The 17,445-nt window shown below is 51.1% G+C and carries 16 protein-coding genes and 1 pseudogene; 13 read left to right on the forward strand and 4 right to left on the reverse strand.

Going from position 1 to position 17,445, the window contains the following annotated elements:
• Positions 1-7 precede the first annotated feature (7 nt).
• The 3 genes from ACQ6WK_RS03915 to ACQ6WK_RS03925 all read right to left on the reverse strand — a co-directional run bounded on the left by ACQ6WK_RS03915 (position 8) and on the right by ACQ6WK_RS03925 (position 3,378).
• Positions 8-1,411: an AI-2E family transporter gene (locus ACQ6WK_RS03915; protein ID WP_432799438.1), complete on the reverse strand. Its 1,404-nt coding sequence runs from the start codon at positions 1,409-1,411 to the stop codon at positions 8-10.
• Between the two features lie 188 nt (positions 1,412-1,599).
• Positions 1,600-2,040 (reverse strand): Minf_1886 family protein, encoded by a 441-nt coding sequence (locus ACQ6WK_RS03920; RefSeq protein WP_432799439.1) that lies wholly within the window; start codon positions 2,038-2,040, stop codon positions 1,600-1,602.
• A gap of 642 nt (positions 2,041-2,682) precedes the next feature.
• Positions 2,683-3,378, reverse strand: coding sequence for a hypothetical protein (locus tag ACQ6WK_RS03925; RefSeq protein ID WP_432799440.1), 696 nt, complete (start codon positions 3,376-3,378; stop codon positions 2,683-2,685).
• Between the two features lie 221 nt (positions 3,379-3,599).
• On the opposite strand from ACQ6WK_RS03925, the gene ACQ6WK_RS03930 reads away from it, so the two are divergent.
• Both ACQ6WK_RS03930 and ACQ6WK_RS03935 read left to right on the forward strand, forming a co-directional pair.
• Positions 3,600-4,418 carry a queuosine precursor transporter gene (locus tag ACQ6WK_RS03930; RefSeq protein ID WP_432799441.1) on the forward strand — a complete coding sequence of 273 codons (819 nt, stop codon included), beginning with the start codon at positions 3,600-3,602 and terminating at the stop codon, positions 4,416-4,418.
• Between the two features lie 210 nt (positions 4,419-4,628).
• The gene (locus ACQ6WK_RS03935) at positions 4,629-5,840 is read left to right on the forward strand and encodes an aromatic amino acid transaminase (RefSeq protein WP_432799442.1); all 1,212 of its coding nucleotides are present in this window, start codon (positions 4,629-4,631) and stop codon (positions 5,838-5,840) included.
• A 314-nt stretch (positions 5,841-6,154) separates the two neighbouring features.
• On the opposite strand, the gene ACQ6WK_RS03940 is transcribed toward ACQ6WK_RS03935, so the two are convergent.
• Entirely contained in the window at positions 6,155-6,694 is a 540-nt protein-coding gene (locus ACQ6WK_RS03940; protein WP_432799443.1) for an RHS repeat-associated core domain-containing protein, read from the reverse strand.
• A gap of 140 nt (positions 6,695-6,834) precedes the next feature.
• Between ACQ6WK_RS03940 and ACQ6WK_RS03945 the strand changes: the two are divergent.
• The 11 genes and pseudogenes from ACQ6WK_RS03945 to fliE form a co-directional block, all read left to right on the forward strand.
• Positions 6,835-7,029: pseudogene (locus ACQ6WK_RS03945) on the forward strand (aminotransferase class I/II-fold pyridoxal phosphate-dependent enzyme); the annotation flags it as partial.
• Positions 7,030-7,245: 216 nt separating this feature from the next.
• Complete coding sequence (locus ACQ6WK_RS03950; protein ID WP_432799444.1) at positions 7,246-8,157, forward strand: hypothetical protein; 912 nt, start codon at positions 7,246-7,248, stop codon at positions 8,155-8,157.
• 128 nt (positions 8,158-8,285) lie between these two features.
• Positions 8,286-9,372, forward strand: a protein-coding gene (gene prfB, locus ACQ6WK_RS03955) for a peptide chain release factor 2 (RefSeq protein ID WP_432800372.1) whose coding sequence is annotated in 2 segments (ribosomal slippage) — positions 8,286-8,333 and positions 8,335-9,372 — 1,086 coding nt in all. Because the reading frame shifts where the segments join, the coding sequence is not laid out codon by codon here.
• A gap of 296 nt (positions 9,373-9,668) precedes the next feature.
• The gene (locus tag ACQ6WK_RS03960; protein WP_432799445.1) at positions 9,669-9,989 is read left to right on the forward strand and encodes a MerR family transcriptional regulator; all 321 of its coding nucleotides are present in this window, start codon (positions 9,669-9,671) and stop codon (positions 9,987-9,989) included.
• Positions 9,990-9,991: 2 nt separating this feature from the next.
• The gene (locus ACQ6WK_RS03965; RefSeq protein ID WP_432799446.1) at positions 9,992-12,571 is read left to right on the forward strand and encodes a tetratricopeptide repeat protein; all 2,580 of its coding nucleotides are present in this window, start codon (positions 9,992-9,994) and stop codon (positions 12,569-12,571) included.
• Between the two features lie 179 nt (positions 12,572-12,750).
• On the forward strand, positions 12,751-13,263 hold the full coding sequence (flgN, locus tag ACQ6WK_RS03970) for a flagellar export chaperone FlgN (protein ID WP_432799447.1): 513 nt from the start codon (positions 12,751-12,753) through the stop codon (positions 13,261-13,263).
• A gap of 24 nt (positions 13,264-13,287) precedes the next feature.
• Positions 13,288-14,298 carry a sensor histidine kinase gene (locus tag ACQ6WK_RS03975; RefSeq protein ID WP_432799448.1) on the forward strand — a complete coding sequence of 337 codons (1,011 nt, stop codon included), beginning with the start codon at positions 13,288-13,290 and terminating at the stop codon, positions 14,296-14,298.
• Between the two features lie 29 nt (positions 14,299-14,327).
• Positions 14,328-15,923, forward strand: a complete 1,596-nt coding sequence (locus ACQ6WK_RS03980) for a sigma-54-dependent transcriptional regulator (protein ID WP_432799449.1) — start codon at positions 14,328-14,330, stop codon at positions 15,921-15,923.
• Positions 15,924-16,155: 232 nt separating this feature from the next.
• Positions 16,156-16,590 carry a flagellar basal body rod protein FlgB gene (flgB, locus tag ACQ6WK_RS03985; RefSeq protein ID WP_432799450.1) on the forward strand — a complete coding sequence of 145 codons (435 nt, stop codon included), beginning with the start codon at positions 16,156-16,158 and terminating at the stop codon, positions 16,588-16,590.
• Between the two features lie 64 nt (positions 16,591-16,654).
• Positions 16,655-17,059, forward strand: coding sequence for a flagellar basal body rod protein FlgC (gene flgC, locus ACQ6WK_RS03990; protein WP_432799451.1), 405 nt, complete (start codon positions 16,655-16,657; stop codon positions 17,057-17,059).
• A 63-nt stretch (positions 17,060-17,122) separates the two neighbouring features.
• On the forward strand, positions 17,123-17,437 hold the full coding sequence (gene fliE, locus ACQ6WK_RS03995) for a flagellar hook-basal body complex protein FliE (RefSeq protein ID WP_432799452.1): 315 nt from the start codon (positions 17,123-17,125) through the stop codon (positions 17,435-17,437).
• The last annotated feature ends 8 nt before the right edge of the window (positions 17,438-17,445 follow it).

Here is a 17,445-nt window from a genome sequence, read left to right on the forward strand (position 1 = left end):
AGGTAGGTTAATTATGTTTTGCCAATGAGCGGAGTTTGGGCAAGAGGAATTCAGAGGAGAGGATCTTGATGCAGGCGGCGACGGGGATGGCGATGAGCATGCCGAGGATGCCGAGGATGGCAGCGCCGAGGAGGACGACGATCATGACGGTGAGGGGATCGAGATTTGTGGCCTTGCCTTGGACGAGCGGTTCGACCACCCAACCATCAAGACCTTGTGCGAGGAAGTAGACAAGCGATGGCCATAGGAAGACGGCGAGATAGTTAAGGTGGCCAGCATCGGTGAGTAGTTGGGGGGCATCGCCGGAAAGTGCGGTGAGGTAGGTGGTGAGGATCACCGTTGGCCAGATAAGAACGGGTGCATAAGGGATAAGGTTGAGCAGCCCGCCGAGGATGGCGAGGAGCAACCAGAAGGGTACGCCACAGATTGACCAGCCGATTGCGAGGACGACAGTGATGATGGACATTTGGATGAGGCGGCCGCGGATAAAGGCGGCAATTGAAGCATCCATTTTTTTAATCATGTCCAGCGTGTCGTCTTTGTATGACTGAGGGATGAATGGGATAAACCATTCGATCATATCTTGGAATCGCCAGACAAAGAAAAAGAAGGCGAAGATGATGATGCCGAGAGAAAGCGCGAGGTAGGAGGCGAAACCAAGTGTTGAGGCGATCGCACCAAAGGAGGTGGAGAGAAACTTGGTGAAGGCGGCATAGATGGTGGAGAGCAGGTCGGTCGATAGGGCTGGCTTACTACTATTCTCTTCGGTGGTATCGGATGCTTGGGGAGTTGTATCTGTTGATGTGGATTGCGATTCTGTTGGTGTGGGAAGGGGGGTGATACTTTCGGTTTGGTTTGCATTGTTCGCGGCTTGATTATCAGTTGTTCCTGTCGCGTTTGGTTCTTCTTCATCAGAAGCGAGGAAGGAGAGGAACGATTGGCGGAGGTCGATGGAGTAGTTGGCAGAGGTTTCGTCGATTTTTTCTTGGAGGGTTTTGTAGTAAGCCGGTGCGTTGGTGATGAGTCTTGCGGATTGTGCGAACAGTGGTGGTACGACATAAACGATCAATGCGAGTAAGGCAATGGCGACAAGGGAGAGCAGGGCGCATGCTGAGAAGGGGCGGGGGATATTGGCTCTTCGCTGAAGGAGTGTGACAAGTGGGTTGACGATGTAGGCAAGTGTGAAAGCGATCGCGAGGGGGATGAGGACGCCGGAGACAAGGTTGAGAAGCGAAAAGATTGGCGGGAGGATGATGATCATCACCGTAATCAGCACAAGGATGCCAATGGCAACCTGAAACCATCGGCGTTGCCAAATGGGAATGGTGGGTGTGTGATGGATGTTCTGTGGATGATGGTGTGAAGCGTTTTGCGAGTTGGGTTTTTTATCTGGGTTCTGCTGATCGTTCATGTTGGAAGCTTCCAAGGCAAGGCGAAGTCAGATGAGTCAAAGGATGATTAAATGCGGAGCCATTGTAACAGTTGAGCGTGTGCTGTGGTGAGAACCTTTTGAGGCTGAGTTGCAGATATGATGTGATATGGCCATTAAAAAACCCCTTCGTTTGAAGGGGCGTGTGTGATCACGAAATAGAGTTTGATCTAATTAAGTTGGACTTCTCGGCTGAACGCTTCGCGGAAGTCGAAGACGTTGATGAAGTCCTCGATGGAGTCGTCATCGGTTTTGTGCATCAGGCCAGCGTCGACCATTTCGAAGACGATGTTACCAAAGTCTTCGCAGGTGGAGACGTGCCAATGGCGGAGGACGGTGCGGGCGAGCAGACCGTATTGACTGATGGCGTAATCGCGGAGACCTTCGCAGAGTTGTGCGCCTGAGACGTGACGGGATTCATAGACTTCTTGCGGGAATTCAGAATCCTGATCAAAGATGTCACTTGGGCTTGGGATATCGTTGTCGTCGATGTCGTCGACTTCGCCGTGGATATTGCTCACGGTGTATTCGAGTCCGCGCTGTACAAAGACGAACGCATCAAGTGCGTACTTGGATTGGCGTGTCAGTGCTAGTAGGTCCTTTGATGGCATACTGTCTTACCTGGTGTCAGGGTACTCCGGGTGCTCCTGAGTTACATAAACTATCGGACGATGGAGTGGCTTGGGTACAAAGAAGGGCCACCCACGATATAGGTATTATACTTAGAGCTGAGACGCATCAAACCTTCAGTTGCGACAGGCCGATCATCTACAGCTAAATTCTGGTTGCGAGTATAACAGAAGTTCGTGAGAACCAAGATAGGGTAGTTGGCATGTTGGGCGGCAAGTGTGTGCAAATATGGGAAAGGCAGGCGGCGGCAGTTACCCATGTTGCCTCATTCATACAGACGGATGTGCGACGGTTGCGGCTGTTGTGTGCGGGATGTCTAAAGCGGTCCTACGGGAGTAGTAGAAGCGAACTTGGGATGGTCGAGTCTTAAAAAAATACGGGAATTATTGTAGTCGCTAGGGGTATTCACTGTGATGTGAACAATGTGACAAACTTCAAGGTGTATATTGCTTTAAACTTTTGGCTCGTGATATTGCACCAACGCAGCGGTTCGTGTTGTTTTGTTGGCGATGATTGGAGGGTGTGTGTTGATTGGGGTGCTGGCCATGAAAAACCCCTTCGGGATGAAGGGGTAGTTGATCGATTTGTTGGTGTGTTTCGAGGCGGGGAATATCTGAGGAGGGTTAGGAGCCGCCGAGACGCATGTTGTCCAAAGAATCTGGAAATGGGTAGCGGGCATAAACCGAGGTTGGAGCGCAATCCCACATGCGCGGTGAGGGATAGACATCGCCGGCAAAACCAGACTCATGCATAATGCGGAGGACGGTCTCGAACGAAGGCTCATCTTCAGAATCGATATCGCATACACGGTTGGCTTTGGCACCGAGGAATGAGACCGATGCGACCGGGCGGCGGGTTGGTTTTTGCTTGATCATTTCAGAGACGAAGCGGAAGCCGTATCGCAGGTCAGCCAGCTTGAGGTGTTGTTGTCGTTTCGGGCGAAGCAGGCCAAGTACTTCGACTGCATCCATATCAAATTTGATGACCGAGAGGGATTCACGGTGGGCGAACATGTTGGCGTATTGCGTGATTGATTTGGCATCCCATTGAGAGGAGGGAAGCAAGTGTGCGAGTTGCGCGATGATGCCGTGGGAATTGTCTTCGGTATTGACCGCGCAGACTAATGAAGCGTATCGGCCGGCGAGTAAGTCGTCGAGCAGATGTTGTCCCCACATGATGCGTAGGCGTGCATTGTTGTCTGGGCCTTTAATAGGCTTGGAATCGGGTAGCACGACGATGCGCTGGTGAAGGTTCTGATCCTGCATGAGCAGATCGCCATCGCCGTCGTAGATGCGTTGCTTCTGTGTGGGTGCGGCCATGATGTGCATCCTTTGGAATAGGAGGAATGAATGGGTGATTGTATGGGGGCTATTGTATCAAAGTCGCCTTGGGAAGTTGAGATAATGGTGTTACTTACCATCGTTTGACGGGGTGGGGGGGTGTGACGGTAGGATGGTGGGTGAGATAACAGTGGAGACGGGGATGGTCCGGGAGGATTGAGTTGTGTTGGCTGTTTGCCGGGGTTAGCGCGAGAGGATTGATGATGAGTGGGTTTGAGCATTTGTCGGAGATAGATGAGGGCACGTTAACCGAACGCCGGGAGCGGATGTTCTTGGTCATGGCGGGGCTGTTTCTTGGCACGCTTACGATGCTCAATATCCTTGGCATCACGCGGTTCATCAAGTTCTATGAAATCATGCTGGGGACAGATGATAAAGCATGGTCACTGGTCTTCTCAGTGGCGGTGGGTGTGCTGCCTTATCCGATGACCTTTTTATGTACGGACTTGATCAGTGAGTTTTACGGCAGGCGGCGGGCAAACTTCGTTGTGCTAATCGGGCTGCTACTCAATGTTTGGGTCGTATTCATCCTCTGGCTCGGCGGGGTGCTACCGGGTTGGGAGAGTATTGATGCGGAGACGGGAAGGGTTGTGTTGGATGGAGCAGGGAGGGAGCCGCTTTATTTTGAGATTCAGGCTTTGGCTTTTGGCGCGGTGTTCGCTTCAATGGTGGCATATCTTGCCGCTCAGTTTTGTGACGTGTGGCTGTTTCACTTTTGGAAGAAGCTAACTGGCGGCAAGCACCTTTGGTTACGCAACAATGGTTCGACGCTGATCAGTCAGATGGTCGACTCGGTGGCGGTTATTCTGGTCACGTACTACGGAACAAAAAGCGGCTTGCCAATTCCTGAGGGAACCGCAGTCTGGTTCCAGCTGGTGTTTGGCTATATTTTGGCCAGTTATGTGTTCAAGATGGTGGCGGCGCTGGTGGATACGCCGATTATTTATGCCGCAGTTTGGTTGCTGAAGGATTACCTGCGGATTGATCCAACGGCGATGCACGACACACTTGGGGATTGAATCTCATTAAGCGAAGCCGTTTTTGATCCAAACCGCCTCTGCTGGTAGGCTTTGAGGGTTATCGCTCGGATTTTTGAGGCGAGGGGTGGGGCTGGGCGGTGGCTCGGAAAATTGGTTTGTTGATTGGAGACGCTGCGGCAAAGCTGGCAAGATGGTCATGCGGCTGCGGCATAGGATTGAAGATCGTTTGGCGATCGAAGGAAATGCGAGATGTTTGATAAAATCGAAATGGCACCGGCAGACCCAATTCTTGGCCTGAGTGAGGCGTTCAAGGCTGACCCGAACCCCGAGAAGATCAATCTCGGCGTGGGTGTTTATAAAGATGCAAATGGCGCAACCCCGATCTTGGCTTGTGTGAAAGCGGCTGAAGAGCGTCTTGCCAAAGAAGAAACCACCAAAGGTTACTTGCCGATTGATGGTGATGGGCGTTATGGCGCTCACGTCCAAAAACTTCTCTTCGGTGAGGGTAGCGAGATCATCCTGAGCGGTCGTGCGGCGACAAGCCACACCCCCGGTGGCACCGGCGCCTTGCGTGTTGCAGGTGACTTCATCAAGGCCAACCTTCCTGGGGCGAAGCTTTGGGTGAGCGATCCGACATGGGCTAACCATGCTGCGGTCTTTGGTGCAGCAGGCGTTGAAGTTAAAAAATATGCTTACTACGATGCGGCGAGCAGCGGCCTGAATTTTGAAGGCATGATCGAAAGCCTTAAGACCATTGATGCCGGTGATGTTGTTTTGCTCCACGGTTGCTGCCACAACCCGACCGGCGTTGACCCGACGCTCCAGCAGTGGACGCAGATTGCTGCGGTGGTTGCAGAGCAGGGCGGTATCCCGCTGGTTGACTTTGCCTATCAAGGCTTTGCTGAAGGCGTGCTCGAAGACAGCGTCGGCCTGCACGAAGTGGCAAACGCCAACAAGGAACTGATCGTCTGCTCCAGCTTCAGCAAAAACTTTGGTCTCTACAATGAGCGTGTTGGCGCACTGACGATCGTTGCCAAAGATGCAGACGAAGCGAAGAAGGTGCAGAGCCAAGTCAAAGTTACGATCCGTCGCAATTACTCCAACCCGCCATGCCACGGCGGTGCGATTGTGCGAACTGTGTTGGATGACGAAGGGCTGTCTAAACAGTGGTTAGATGAACTGGCTGCGATGCGCGACCGGATCAACGGTATGCGGACTTCACTCACACGTGAGCTGGATAGTCGCGGCGTGAAGCTTAATCCTGCTGGCAACGGCTTTATTGCAGGCCAGCGCGGCATGTTCAGTTTTTCTGGCTTGACCAAAGAGCAAGTCGGCGTGCTTAAAGCCGAACATTCAATTTATATTGTTGGCAGCGGTCGCATTAATGTGGCTGGCATCACCGAGAATAATATTGCTCGCCTCTGCGATGCGATTGCGGCGGTGACTCAGGCTGCGGTGTAATCTTGACGGCTATATGAAGATCAACGAACAGAAAGCTCGGCCTCTCGGCCGAGCTTTCTTAAATGGTATTGTATGTATCGTTGTGGTGTGTTTTAGTATGCTTTGAATATTACTTCTTTATAATGTTATTAACGATTAAGGTGACATAAAAAATTAGAGATAAGATTATGCATATCCAACCAATAGTACGATATGGCTCGATTACTTTATGACTGTCTGCAGACAACAGGAATGACGCGATACCTAAAAAGCAGAGAACCGATGCCAAAACAGTCAGCCAAGTCTGAGTTTTTTTGCTATTGATAGGCATGGTTTTAGTAAGTCTGATCGCAACAGTCTTTGCATGTACAAAACCATCGATCTGCGCAAGCTAGACCAGCAGCATTTGCAACTGAATCCCAGAATGCCTCTTTGAAACCATGGGATCTCGTTAGTAAGTCCCGTGTTTCTTTTGCTAATCCGCCTAGTATTGCAGCTGGTTTCCCGCCACAATAACTAGCAATTTTGCATGTTGTGTAGCAGTGTTTCCATTTGTCAGATGTGTTGCCGTATGTTCGATGGGTGTATTCAAAAAAGGCATAACCGCATAATGCAACAGCTCCTACAGCTAATCCTCCAATAATAATTGGCGACTCCCCGCTAGGATCAACGAGAGTAAGCGGTTGTGACTTTTGGTATTGGTATAGATTAATTCCATCTTGATAGCCACCGCCTGCTTGAGTGTTGTTTAGTGGGTCTCGTTGCATGAAGGAGCCGAAACGTGGATTGTACATAGCCGAAGCATCGGTAGAGCAGAGTAACAGCGAAAGGCATACCAGTATAATTTTGAGTGTTGATGGCAGATGAGTTGGCATTTTTCCCCTTTCAATTGTTCATGATAGCAATTGGCAATAATAAAATAAAAAGATACTAGCAATAGAATGCAAAGGATTACTCATTTTAGCGCAAAGGTAAGGTACAGTTTTTTCAACTTGAGGTAAAGTTAAATCCTGTCGGAGATGATTTTATTGCGGATCAGCGCGGCATGTTCAGTTTCAGTGGTCTGACCAAAGAGCAAGTCGGCGTGCTGAAAGCGGAGCATTCGATTTATATCGTCGGCAGCGGTCGCATTAATGTGGCTGGCATCACCGAGAGTAATATTGCTCGTTTGTGTGATGCGATTGCGGCGGTGACTCAGGCTGTGGTGTAAGAGCGAAAACTCCATGGGTGGAACCCGCAGGTTTGGTAGATTAAACGATAAAGTTCGGCTGAGAGGCCGGGCTTTTTTGTTTGGAGGAGGAAGAAGTTTTTAGTGGTGAGCATTTTATGGTTTCATTTGTGCTGTGCTGTAGGTATTTTGGTTTTGATTATATGTGAAGCTTGTGAGCCTGTGCTTTGAATGTTGCCTGTTTATAGGAGTAGAGTAATGAGGTTTGCATGGGTTATTGCGATGTTACTAGGTGTTTTTATCGTTGAGCCGATGAGTAAGGCGGCGGCAAGAGAGAGCCAGGGTGGAGCTGCGGGATATTTGTGTATTGATCATACGAAGCGAGATATCCGTGAATTAGCTTTGGCGGATATTTTGCGTGCGAAGAAGATGTTGCGTGTGGTGTATGGGCATACATCACACGGAAGTCAATTGACTGAAGGGATGAAAGGGTTGGTTGGGTTTGCGAATAGGGGTGGGTTGGGATTGGATTTTCCGCGAAATGTGTTTGCGTTTAACCATGGTGGCAGAAATGGTGGGTTGGATTTGCATGATTATTTTGCACCGGGTGATTTGGGGAATCCTGATCGGGTGACTTGGGCGAAACGGACGCGGGAATATTTGGAGAAGCAAGAGAATCGCGATGTGAATGTTGTGATGTGGTCTTGGTGTGGGCAGGTGACAAGGGCGAGTGAGGAAGAGATTGCGTTGTACTTGGAGACGATGACTGAGTTGGAGGAAGCGTTCCCGGATGTGACGTTTGTTTATATGACGGGGCATTTAGCGGGGCGATATGAGAACGATAACTTTTTTGCGCGTAATCAGCAGATCAGGGAATATTGCGAGAAGAACGGGAAGGTGCTGTATGATTTTGCTGATATCGAGAGTTGGGATATGTCTGGGCGGTATTTGGCGGATAAGCGTTTGAGGGATACGTGTGATTATGATTCGGATGGGGATAAGCGAGCAGATCGGAATTGGGCGAGAGAGTATCAGGAAAAGTATGAGAAGGATGTGTATTGGTATGAGTGCAGGGCGGCACATACGCAGCCATTGAATGCGAATTTGAAGGCGTATGCGGCGTGGCATTTATTTTGTGAGATTGCGAAACGTAGGAGTATGGAGGAATGAGGGGCAGGTTTGCTGGTGTGTCTTTGTAGATAGGCGGAAGGACTAAAGGGCTGGTATAATGGTGGGCTGGATATGTATGGTATGACTAATTTGGAGAATCAATCTTGCAGCACGAGAATTTACCCGGCCTGCTCAAAGATATTGAGGCGCGGATCTTAACCATCCGCGACTCTCTTTAACTACGACGCTAAGAAAACCCGCTACGAAGAACTTGAAAAAATCATGGGCGGTGATGGCTTCTGGGACAATCAGGAAAAAGCCAACGAGATCGTCATGGAGCTGAAAGGTATCAAGGCCAAGCTCGGTCCCTACGATGCGGTTGCTCAAAAGATCGAAGACGCGACGGTGCTTTGGGAGATGGCTGAGGAAGCCGACGATCAGGACAGCCGCGAGGAAGTTGACGGGCAGATCGATGAGTTGCAGAAAGGTCTCGATAGCCTGGATACCATGCTCATGCTTTCCGGCAAATATGATGACCGTAATTGCTATGTCTCGATCTACTCGCGTGAAGGTGGTACTGAAGCGCAAGACTGGACCGAGATGCTCATGCGGATGTATCTCTACTACTTTGAAAAAATGGGTTGGGATGTTTCGGAAGTCAATAAGACGCACGGTGAAGAGGCTGGCCTGAAAGATGTGACGCTTTATGTGAAGGGCGGCATGGCCTTCGGCTACATGAGCGCTGAACGCGGCACGCATCGTCTTGCAAGAGTCAGCCCCTTTAACGCACAAGGCAAACGGCAAACCAGCTTTGCAGCGGTTGATGTCGTTCCTGAATTCCCAGATACCGGCGGGCTTGAAATTCCGGACAATGAACTTGAAGTCACGCCCTTCGCACGATCCAGTGGCCCTGGCGGGCAGAACGTCAACAAGCTCGCGACCGCGATCCGTCTTGTTCACAAGCCGACCGGCATCATGGTCGTCTGTTCTGCTGAACGAAAGCTCGAGCAGAACAAGAAGCAGGCGATGTCGATTTTGCGTGGTAAGCTCGAACTGCTCGAAGAAGAAAAACGTGAGGCGGAAATGAATCAAGCCACCGGCGGGAAACTCGAGATGGGCTGGGGGTCGCAGATCCGCAGCTATGTCTTCTATGACAACCGCGTGAAGGATCACCGGACCAACTACGAGCAGTCTAACCCGCAGAACGTGATGGATGGTGATCTGCAGGGGTTCATTGATGCGGAACTTCGTCGCAAGGCCAAGGGGCGGGCCTGATTTCGATTGCCATGGGATTAGCACCCTAAAACATCATCGTAAAACTAGCCCAGCAGATGCTGGGTTTTTCTTTGGGCTTGCACAAGATGTAGTGGTTGGGGTCGATGTAGTTAGGGCTGCTGGGTTGAAAGCGAGGGCGCCGAAGTTCTGGCGCCAAATTGAGTTAAAGTCATTATGGGACGTTGGCCGATATGTAAAACGTAAACCTACTGGGCTGTAGGTTCGGCGCATGGAGGCGCTGTAAGAACGATGTGTGGTTGGCCAGGATGTGCTGATTGCTGAAAGGAATGGATTCCGTGAGTCGAGGTACGGTGATGCAAGTAGCTGGGGAATTGAAGCTCCCGCCGAAGCGATACAAGGTCGGGGAGCTTGTTGCGTTTACGGGGCTGAGTCGGCAAACGATTCATAATTACACACGGTGGGGATTGATCGGCGAGACGGCGTGGACTGAGGGTGGGCACAGACTTTATGACGAGAGCGTGTTCGAGCGGTTGGCAAAAATTGTTCGGTTACGTGGCGAGCACGGTGTGGAGCAGATGCGAGAGATCCTTGACCGGGAAGACGCATCTGTTTGCAGTGCGATGGGTGGCATGACCCCAAGTGAAGGGCAGGCGTAGTTTTGGCTGAGCAGGATGAATTACAATCTGAGCAGTTGGAAGCTGGCGATGAAGCTGGGGGTGGGGATGAGCTTCGTGGCGAGGCGGTGCGACCGGTATCGTTTGAGGAGTTGCATTGGTCGCAGGTGTGGCAGTTGCCGGTGTTGCTGCTTGGGATCGGCATGTTTGTGCTTGGGGTGTGGCTTGTCTTGCCTGCTGATGTAAAACACGATTTTGATGGCAAGCTCAAAAGTGCAAGGGAATATCTGCACGCGAACAATCTTGATGCGGCGGCGCAGACGCTTGCGGATTTGAATCCTGTTTTGTTTAACTCGGATCAGGGGACCGCGGCGCATGAGGCAGAATACTGGTATATCGCGGCGGACCTGAATTACCTGCAAAACGCGGGTGATCGGATGATCCAGACACAGACGATTCAGGAAAACAACAAGCAAATCCTGAAGTATTATGACGATGCGGTGGGGCTTGGCGCGGAACTTGGCCCGCAGGCGATCAAACGCTATGCGGAAACATTGATCGCATTAGGTCGCATGGATCAGGTTCGTAGTGTCATTGATCAACTTAAAGACGATCATATGACTCGTCAGGAAATCTTTAAGCGGCTTGTTGCTCACGAATTTGATCGGCGATGGGTGACTGATGGCAAGGGATTGGTTTCACTTATCGCGGAATACAGCGAGATGCTTGAGCATCTTGGTAAAGCGGATCGTGTGGTTGAGGATGTGTGGCTTACAGATATGCGTGCGGCGCTGATGCTTGAAGCGGGTGATGGTGAGGCGGCGCTTGATTTTCTTTTGAAGCGTATTCAAAGATTGAACGGTCGGGCATCTGATCGCCAACTTGCGGGGTTGACGGTGAAGCTTGCCAGGGCGTATGAATTAGAGGGCGAGCTGGAAAGTGCCAAGCGGTATTACCAATTGGTGCAGCAGCATATCGAGCGAGATGATGATCTGAATGCGGATATTTATACCGGGCTTGGCCGTATCGCCTTGGCGGGCAGTGATCCGCAAGGTGTGCAGCAGGCGCAGGCGTACTTTGCAACAGTTGTGAAGGAATATCCGCTTGGGATTCAATCGCCTTATGTTGGTGCGCTTTTAGGTGCGGCTGATTGTGAAGCGCGATTGGGTGAGTTTGCTTCAAGTGTTGAGCATTTTCGGCAAGCTGCGCAGATGCTCAGTGAACAAGCTCGTCCGGGTGATCGGCGTCGTGATGAGATGCTTGACGTTGTGCAAAGCCACATCCGTTTTGCATCTGAAAATAAAGAGTATGAGCAGGCACTCGAATACTTAAAACTTCTCCGTCCGCTATATGGTAAGGATCTTCCTGCGAGAGTGTTGCTATCATTCGCTACGACGCATGAAAAGATTGGCGAGCAGGCAGCGGCGAAGGCGGCGGCGATTGATCCACGTGAGACCGGCGATGCTTCGGTTGCTCGTGTGGCTTCGTTTAAACGGCGTAATAAAGAAGGCGTGATCCATTTTGGCACGGCGGGTGATTATTACCTTGAGCATGCGCGAGCCGTTACGATTGGTGATAACGCGGGCCATGGCGAGAGTCTATGGAAGAGCGCGGAGAACTATGATCGCGCGAACAAGTGGGAAGATGCGGTTGATGTTTATGCGGAGTTTGTGAAAACCAGAGAAAGCGATCCTCGCCGGGTGCGTGCGATGAATCATCTGGGGCGGGCACTGTTTACGCTTGGACAATACAAGCCGGCGATTGAAAAGTTTAGTGAGGTGGTTCGCGATCATCCCCGCACGATCGAGGCATATGAGGCGCGTGTGATGTTGGCCAAGGCCTATGAAAAGGAAGGTGAAGTTGAGAAGGCACTGCGTGGGTTGGAGCAGGTGGTGGTGGATGACCCGGTAGTGACACCGGACAGTAAGCAGTATCGGGAGGCGTTGATTGAGCTTGGCCGAATGTATTATAAGCAGATCGGTAAGGATGATGGTGCCGCCGAGCAAGCTATTGAAACATTGACTAAAGGTGTTGAGCGGTACGGTTCGGATGATGAAGGTGGTGTGTTGCGATTTATGTTGGCAGATGCGTATCGGAAGAGTATCCCCGCGATTGATCAAGAGCTTTCGCGGAAACTCACGAACAAGCAGCATCTCGAACTTAATGCGGAGCGGAGTCAAAGGTTAAAGAAAGCGCAAGAATATTTCCATCAGGCCAAGACGGATTTGGAGAGTCGTCCGGAAGGGACGCTCACGCCGCTCGAACAGATGTACTTGAGAAACAGCTATTTTTATAAGGCTGATTGTGCGTATGATCAGCAGCATTTTCCACTGGCGATCGAATTGTATGAAGAGGCCGCGCGGAAATGGGAGCATGATCCATCCTCGATGGTGGCATTGGTGCAGATTGTGAATGCTCGTTGTGAATTGGGGCAGTTTCAGGAAGCAAAGTTGGCGCATGATCAGGCGATATGGCAGCTTAGCCGTATACCTGAGGAGGCATTTAATCAGCCGGGGTTGCCGATGACGCGGCAGCATTGGGAAGATTGGCTTCGTTGGAGTAGCGAGCTGAATTTGTTCAAAATGAATAGCAAAAAGGGCAATGTGATGCCTGTCAGTCAGTAATGTATGAAACCATATAACGTCAATTTATGTGGGTAGAACCGTTTTTGATGTTATGACAAATAGGCGGTGGATTTAAAAAGTAGCCGATTGCATCAAGTTTGTGTCCTGTGTATGGACGATTGAAGTGAAAGCGGGGTTGCAGGGCACGCTGACGGAGTCGGCGTTAAAACGAGTCACGGATGACCAGAAGCATGAAAACATTTTCTTCAAATAGGACGCAATCGAATGGCGATGTACCTGCCGTGATTGCGCTTTTGCATCAGCAAAAAGAGCTGTATGAGAAGTTGGATGTGCTGAGCGATCATCAATCCGTTCTCGTAGGGCAGGGTGACACGGATCAATTGCTTGCGGTGCTTGCGCAGCGGCAGGCGCTGGTTGATGGGCTTGTTGCGCTTAATGGCAAGATGCAGCCCTATCGTGAAAAATGGGATGCAGTGGCTGGCGGCATGAACGCGGCATGCAAAGCACAGGTTAACGGCCTTGTCGATGAAGTTGAACGGCTACTTGCTCAAATTCTTAAGCGGGATGAATTGACGCAGGGACAACTTCAAACCGCCAAAACACAAGTTGGGCAGGAATTGGCAAAAACCAATCAAGGCGGTGCTGCAGCAAGTGCCTATTCAAAAGGTACTGCGGCGAACGCGTATGCTGCGCAAAGTAAAGTCGCACGATTTATGGACAATCGAGGTTAATTCTTCGAGGCGAGATCGTTCTATATGCAACATGATGATCGACAATTAAACCAACAGATTGCTAGCGGCACAGACGGCAAGGTCGACCCCGCGGGTGATCTGCTTGCTTCCGGTCGCATGGACGATCTCGCACAGATTATCGAGGCCTACAACAACGTCACCGATAAACTGCAGCACAGTCACGAAAAACTTCAGAGTGAAGTGCTCCGTCTCAGAGAAGAACTTGCAAGCACCAACGCGCAGCTGCAAAGATCCAAACGCTTGTCTGCCCTCGGCGAGATGGCGGCAGGCATTGCCCATGAAATCCGTAATCCACTAGCTGCGATTCAGCTTTATGCGCAGATGGTTCAGGAAGACCTCGGTCTTTCTGTGAAGGGCGAGATGGTTGACAATAATCTGATGATCGATAACACAGGAAAGATTGTCAGCGCGGTGCGCGGGTTAAACGGGATTGTGAATGATGTGCTCAGTTTTGCACGAGAGATTCAGATTGAACGTGGGGATGTTTGTGTGGGGGCGCTTTTGGGTGGTGCAATCGAAGCGCATTTTCCAGCTATTGATGCAGCCGGTGTGACGGTGATGCGAGATGATCTTGAGCATGCCGATTTGATGTTACAGGTGGATGAGCAACTGATGGGGCAAGTTTTAGTGAATCTGGTGCGTAACGCAGTGGATGCGATGGCTGACTGGGAAGGCGATCGGGTTTTGCGATTGGGTGTCCGATTCGATGAATCCGAAAGCGTTGTGGTCTTGAGTGTGAGTGACAGTGGTCCCGGCATTGATGGTGATGCGGTTGATCGGATCTTTAATCCGTTTTTTACCACACGTAACACCGGTACGGGGCTGGGGCTTGCGATTGTGCACCGGATTGTTGAGGCGCATGGCGGCGCGATCGTAGTTGGGAACACAGCGGATAGCGGGGGCAAGACAGTCTTCGCTGCCAATGGTGGAGGAGGGGCAGTTTTTGAACTGCATTTCCCGGTGAAAACAGTGATGGCATCAGAGCATGATGCGGTGGTAATGGCAGGGACGTAAGGAATAACACAAAGCAGGCGGAGCCGGCAATGAGTCAGAAGATATTAGTTGTTGATGATAAACAGATGATGCGGGACAGCGTGGGTGCGACGCTGCAGCGTGGAGGGTTTGTCATTGTGTCGGCTTCCAACGGTAAGATGGCATTGGAAATGGTCGCGAAGCATCAGCTTGCTGCGGTAATTACTGACCTCAAGATGCCTGAGATGGATGGGCTTGAACTCTTGCAGCAGCTTCGGCAAGCGGATGATCAGTTGCCGGTGGTTTTGATGACCGCATTTGGAAAAGTGAACGATGCCGTAAGTGCGATGAAGGCTGGCGCGTTTGATTTTATTCAGAAGCCGTTTGAAGGGGATCAGTTGGTGGTGGTGATGAAGCGTGCGGTGAAGCATCGTGAGTTGGTGCAAGAAAATGCGGCCTTAAAGCAGGCGGCGCGGATGATTGATGATATGCCGACGATGGTCGGGCGTAGTGCGGGAATGCGCCGAGTTGCGCAGCAGATTCATCAGATTGCGAACTCAAGCGGCACGGTTTTGATCTGTGGTGAGAGTGGCACGGGTAAAGAAGTGGTCGCGCGGACCATTCATGCGCATAGCTCGCGGCGAAACCGTTTGATGTTGTGCCTGAACTGTGCAGCCTTATCCAGCAGTCTGCTTGAGAGCGAATTGTTTGGCCACGAAAAGGGCGCGTTCACCGGCGCGGATCAACTCCGCAAAGGCCGGTTTGAACTGGCGCATGGCGGAACGCTTCTGCTTGATGAAATCAGTGAGATCAGTCCGCAGCTTCAGGCGAAACTGCTTCGTGTGTTGCAGGAAGGTCAGTTTGAGCGGGTCGGGTCCAGTCTGACGATGAATGTGGATGTGCGGGTGATTGCGACGACGAACCGTGATCTGTCGCGGAGTGTGATGGCGGGCGAGTTTCGGCAGGACTTGTATTACAGGTTGAATGTGTTGCCGATCAGTGTGCCGGCGTTGCGTGAACGGACGGATGATGTGCCGCTATTGGCGGAGCATTTTTTGAATCAAGTGGCGCTGCGAGAGGGTCGCGAGCCGAAGCGGTTTGATGCGGAGAGCTTGTCGCTAATGCAGGCTTACCATTGGCCGGGCAATGTGCGAGAGTTGCAGAATATTTGTGAGCGGGCGAGTGTGTTAAGTCGCGGGCAGGTGATTGATGGAGGGCTGATCCAGCCGTGGCTCATGACGACGAATATGCAGATGCAGGGTTACTATACGCCGGTTCCCGGTAGTGCGGGAGCTTCTATTGCTGGCAGCCATGCAACTTCTGCGAATCATGGGGCAGGGAGCATGGGGATGCCGCAGGTTGTGGGTGGCGGATTTAATCAGGGGCACGGTCATACAGTGGCAGGTGGCGATGGTTTTGATGGCGGGATTAATGGTGGTGTTGCGGTGGCGGCTCCACCAATGGCTCAGGTAGAGGGCATGATTGGCGGTTTGCCGGGCGAGGTGCGATCGCTTGAAGAGATCGAACGCGAGCAGATCGTGAAAACACTCGGCCATTTTGATGGTAATCGTGCTCATACCGCCAAGGCGCTTGGGATCGGTGTTCGAACGCTTGGCCTGAAGCTAAAGAAATGGAAAGAACAGAACTTGGTTGCTCAAACACTGTAGGGCACAGGCCGTGAACGACGTTCGCAGGAAGGAAGATGTAAGTATCTAATCGTTGATTGGGTGTGCTATGCGGGTTTCAGATTATGAGGTGCAGGAATTGCGCCGTGTATAGGTTTGAAAAACAGGATTAAGAGTCATTAGGACGGATTGATCATATGGTACGAAATTTGCTTGTAAGTACTGAGTGATAGACTTGGATTGACGTGTTTGATTTTCAGCATTGGAGTGTTAGATGATTGCAGGATTGTTAGACAGCGGCGCGATGCCGACGATTGAGCGGCTGGTGCAGTTCACCGGCGAGCGTCATCGTGTGCTGACGAACAACATTGCGAATCTGGATACGCCGTATTTCAAGCCGCGTGATATGAATCCGAAAGAGTTTCAGGCTGAGATGCGCCGGGCGATTGGCCAGCGTCGTCGGCAGGTCGATCCGCTAAGTGGCGCGCTCGCGGTCCGTGACACGCGGCATATTGATTTCCGCTCGGACGGGATCACGTCCAAAGCCGGCCCGATGAACGAGAACATCATGTTTCATGACAACAACAATCGTGATCTTGAGGTCACGATGAAAGACCTGGCAGAGAACACGATGGCTCACAATGCGGGGATTGAGCTGCTGAAGAATGAGTTTGAGATGCTCAAGATGGCGATTCGTGAGCGAATGTAAGTAGCGTGATGTGATTTAAGCTGGAAAACAGGCGGTTTTAGAAGGTCGCAGAGGAATTTGAGATATGTTTGGTGCATTAGATATTTCGACTTCGGCATTGGTAGCTCAACGTGTGCGCGCGAACACCATCAGCGCGAACATGGCGAATGCGAACTCGATTTACAATGCGGAGGGCGAGTACGAGCCGTATCGCAGACAGATTGTTGTGTTCGCGCCGGGTGATACACGGACGGGGAATAAGGACGGCGTGCATGTTCAGAAGATCATGATGGATGATTCCCCGCTGAAGATGACGTATAACCCAACTCACCCTGATGCTGATGATCAGGGTTACCTGGCGATGCCGAATGTTGATTCGACCATTGAGCAGGTGAATATGTTGGAAGCAAGCCGAGCGTATGAAGCAAATATTACTGCAGCAGAAGCGACAAAGTCGATAATGCAAAGTAGCTTGCGCTTGCTGGCATAGTTGATACAATGTGTTAGTCAATAAGATTGAATGGTTTAAGCGAAAGCAATCAGGGATAGACGGATGGCAGATCCACTGGGATTAATACAGAATGTTGGGGGAGCTAAGCCGATCGGGCAAGGGCCGGCTGCGCCAAAGGGTCCGGAGGAAACCGGTGCCCCGTCGTTCAAAGATGTGCTGATGCAGAACATTGAACAAGTGAATCGTTTGCAGCAGGACGCTGAGGTTGCAATTGAAGATCTTGTCAGCGGCAAGCGGGATGATATGGATGCGGTGTTGATCGCGAAGCAGAAGGCTGATATCGCGTTTCAAACATTGCTTCAAGTAAGAAACAAAATGATGGATGCTTACGAGGAAGTGAAGCAGATCCGCGTTTAGTTTGGGAT

Source organism: Poriferisphaera sp. WC338, assembly GCF_050931845.1.
Classification (GTDB): domain Bacteria; phylum Planctomycetota; class Phycisphaerae; order Phycisphaerales; family Phycisphaeraceae; genus Poriferisphaera.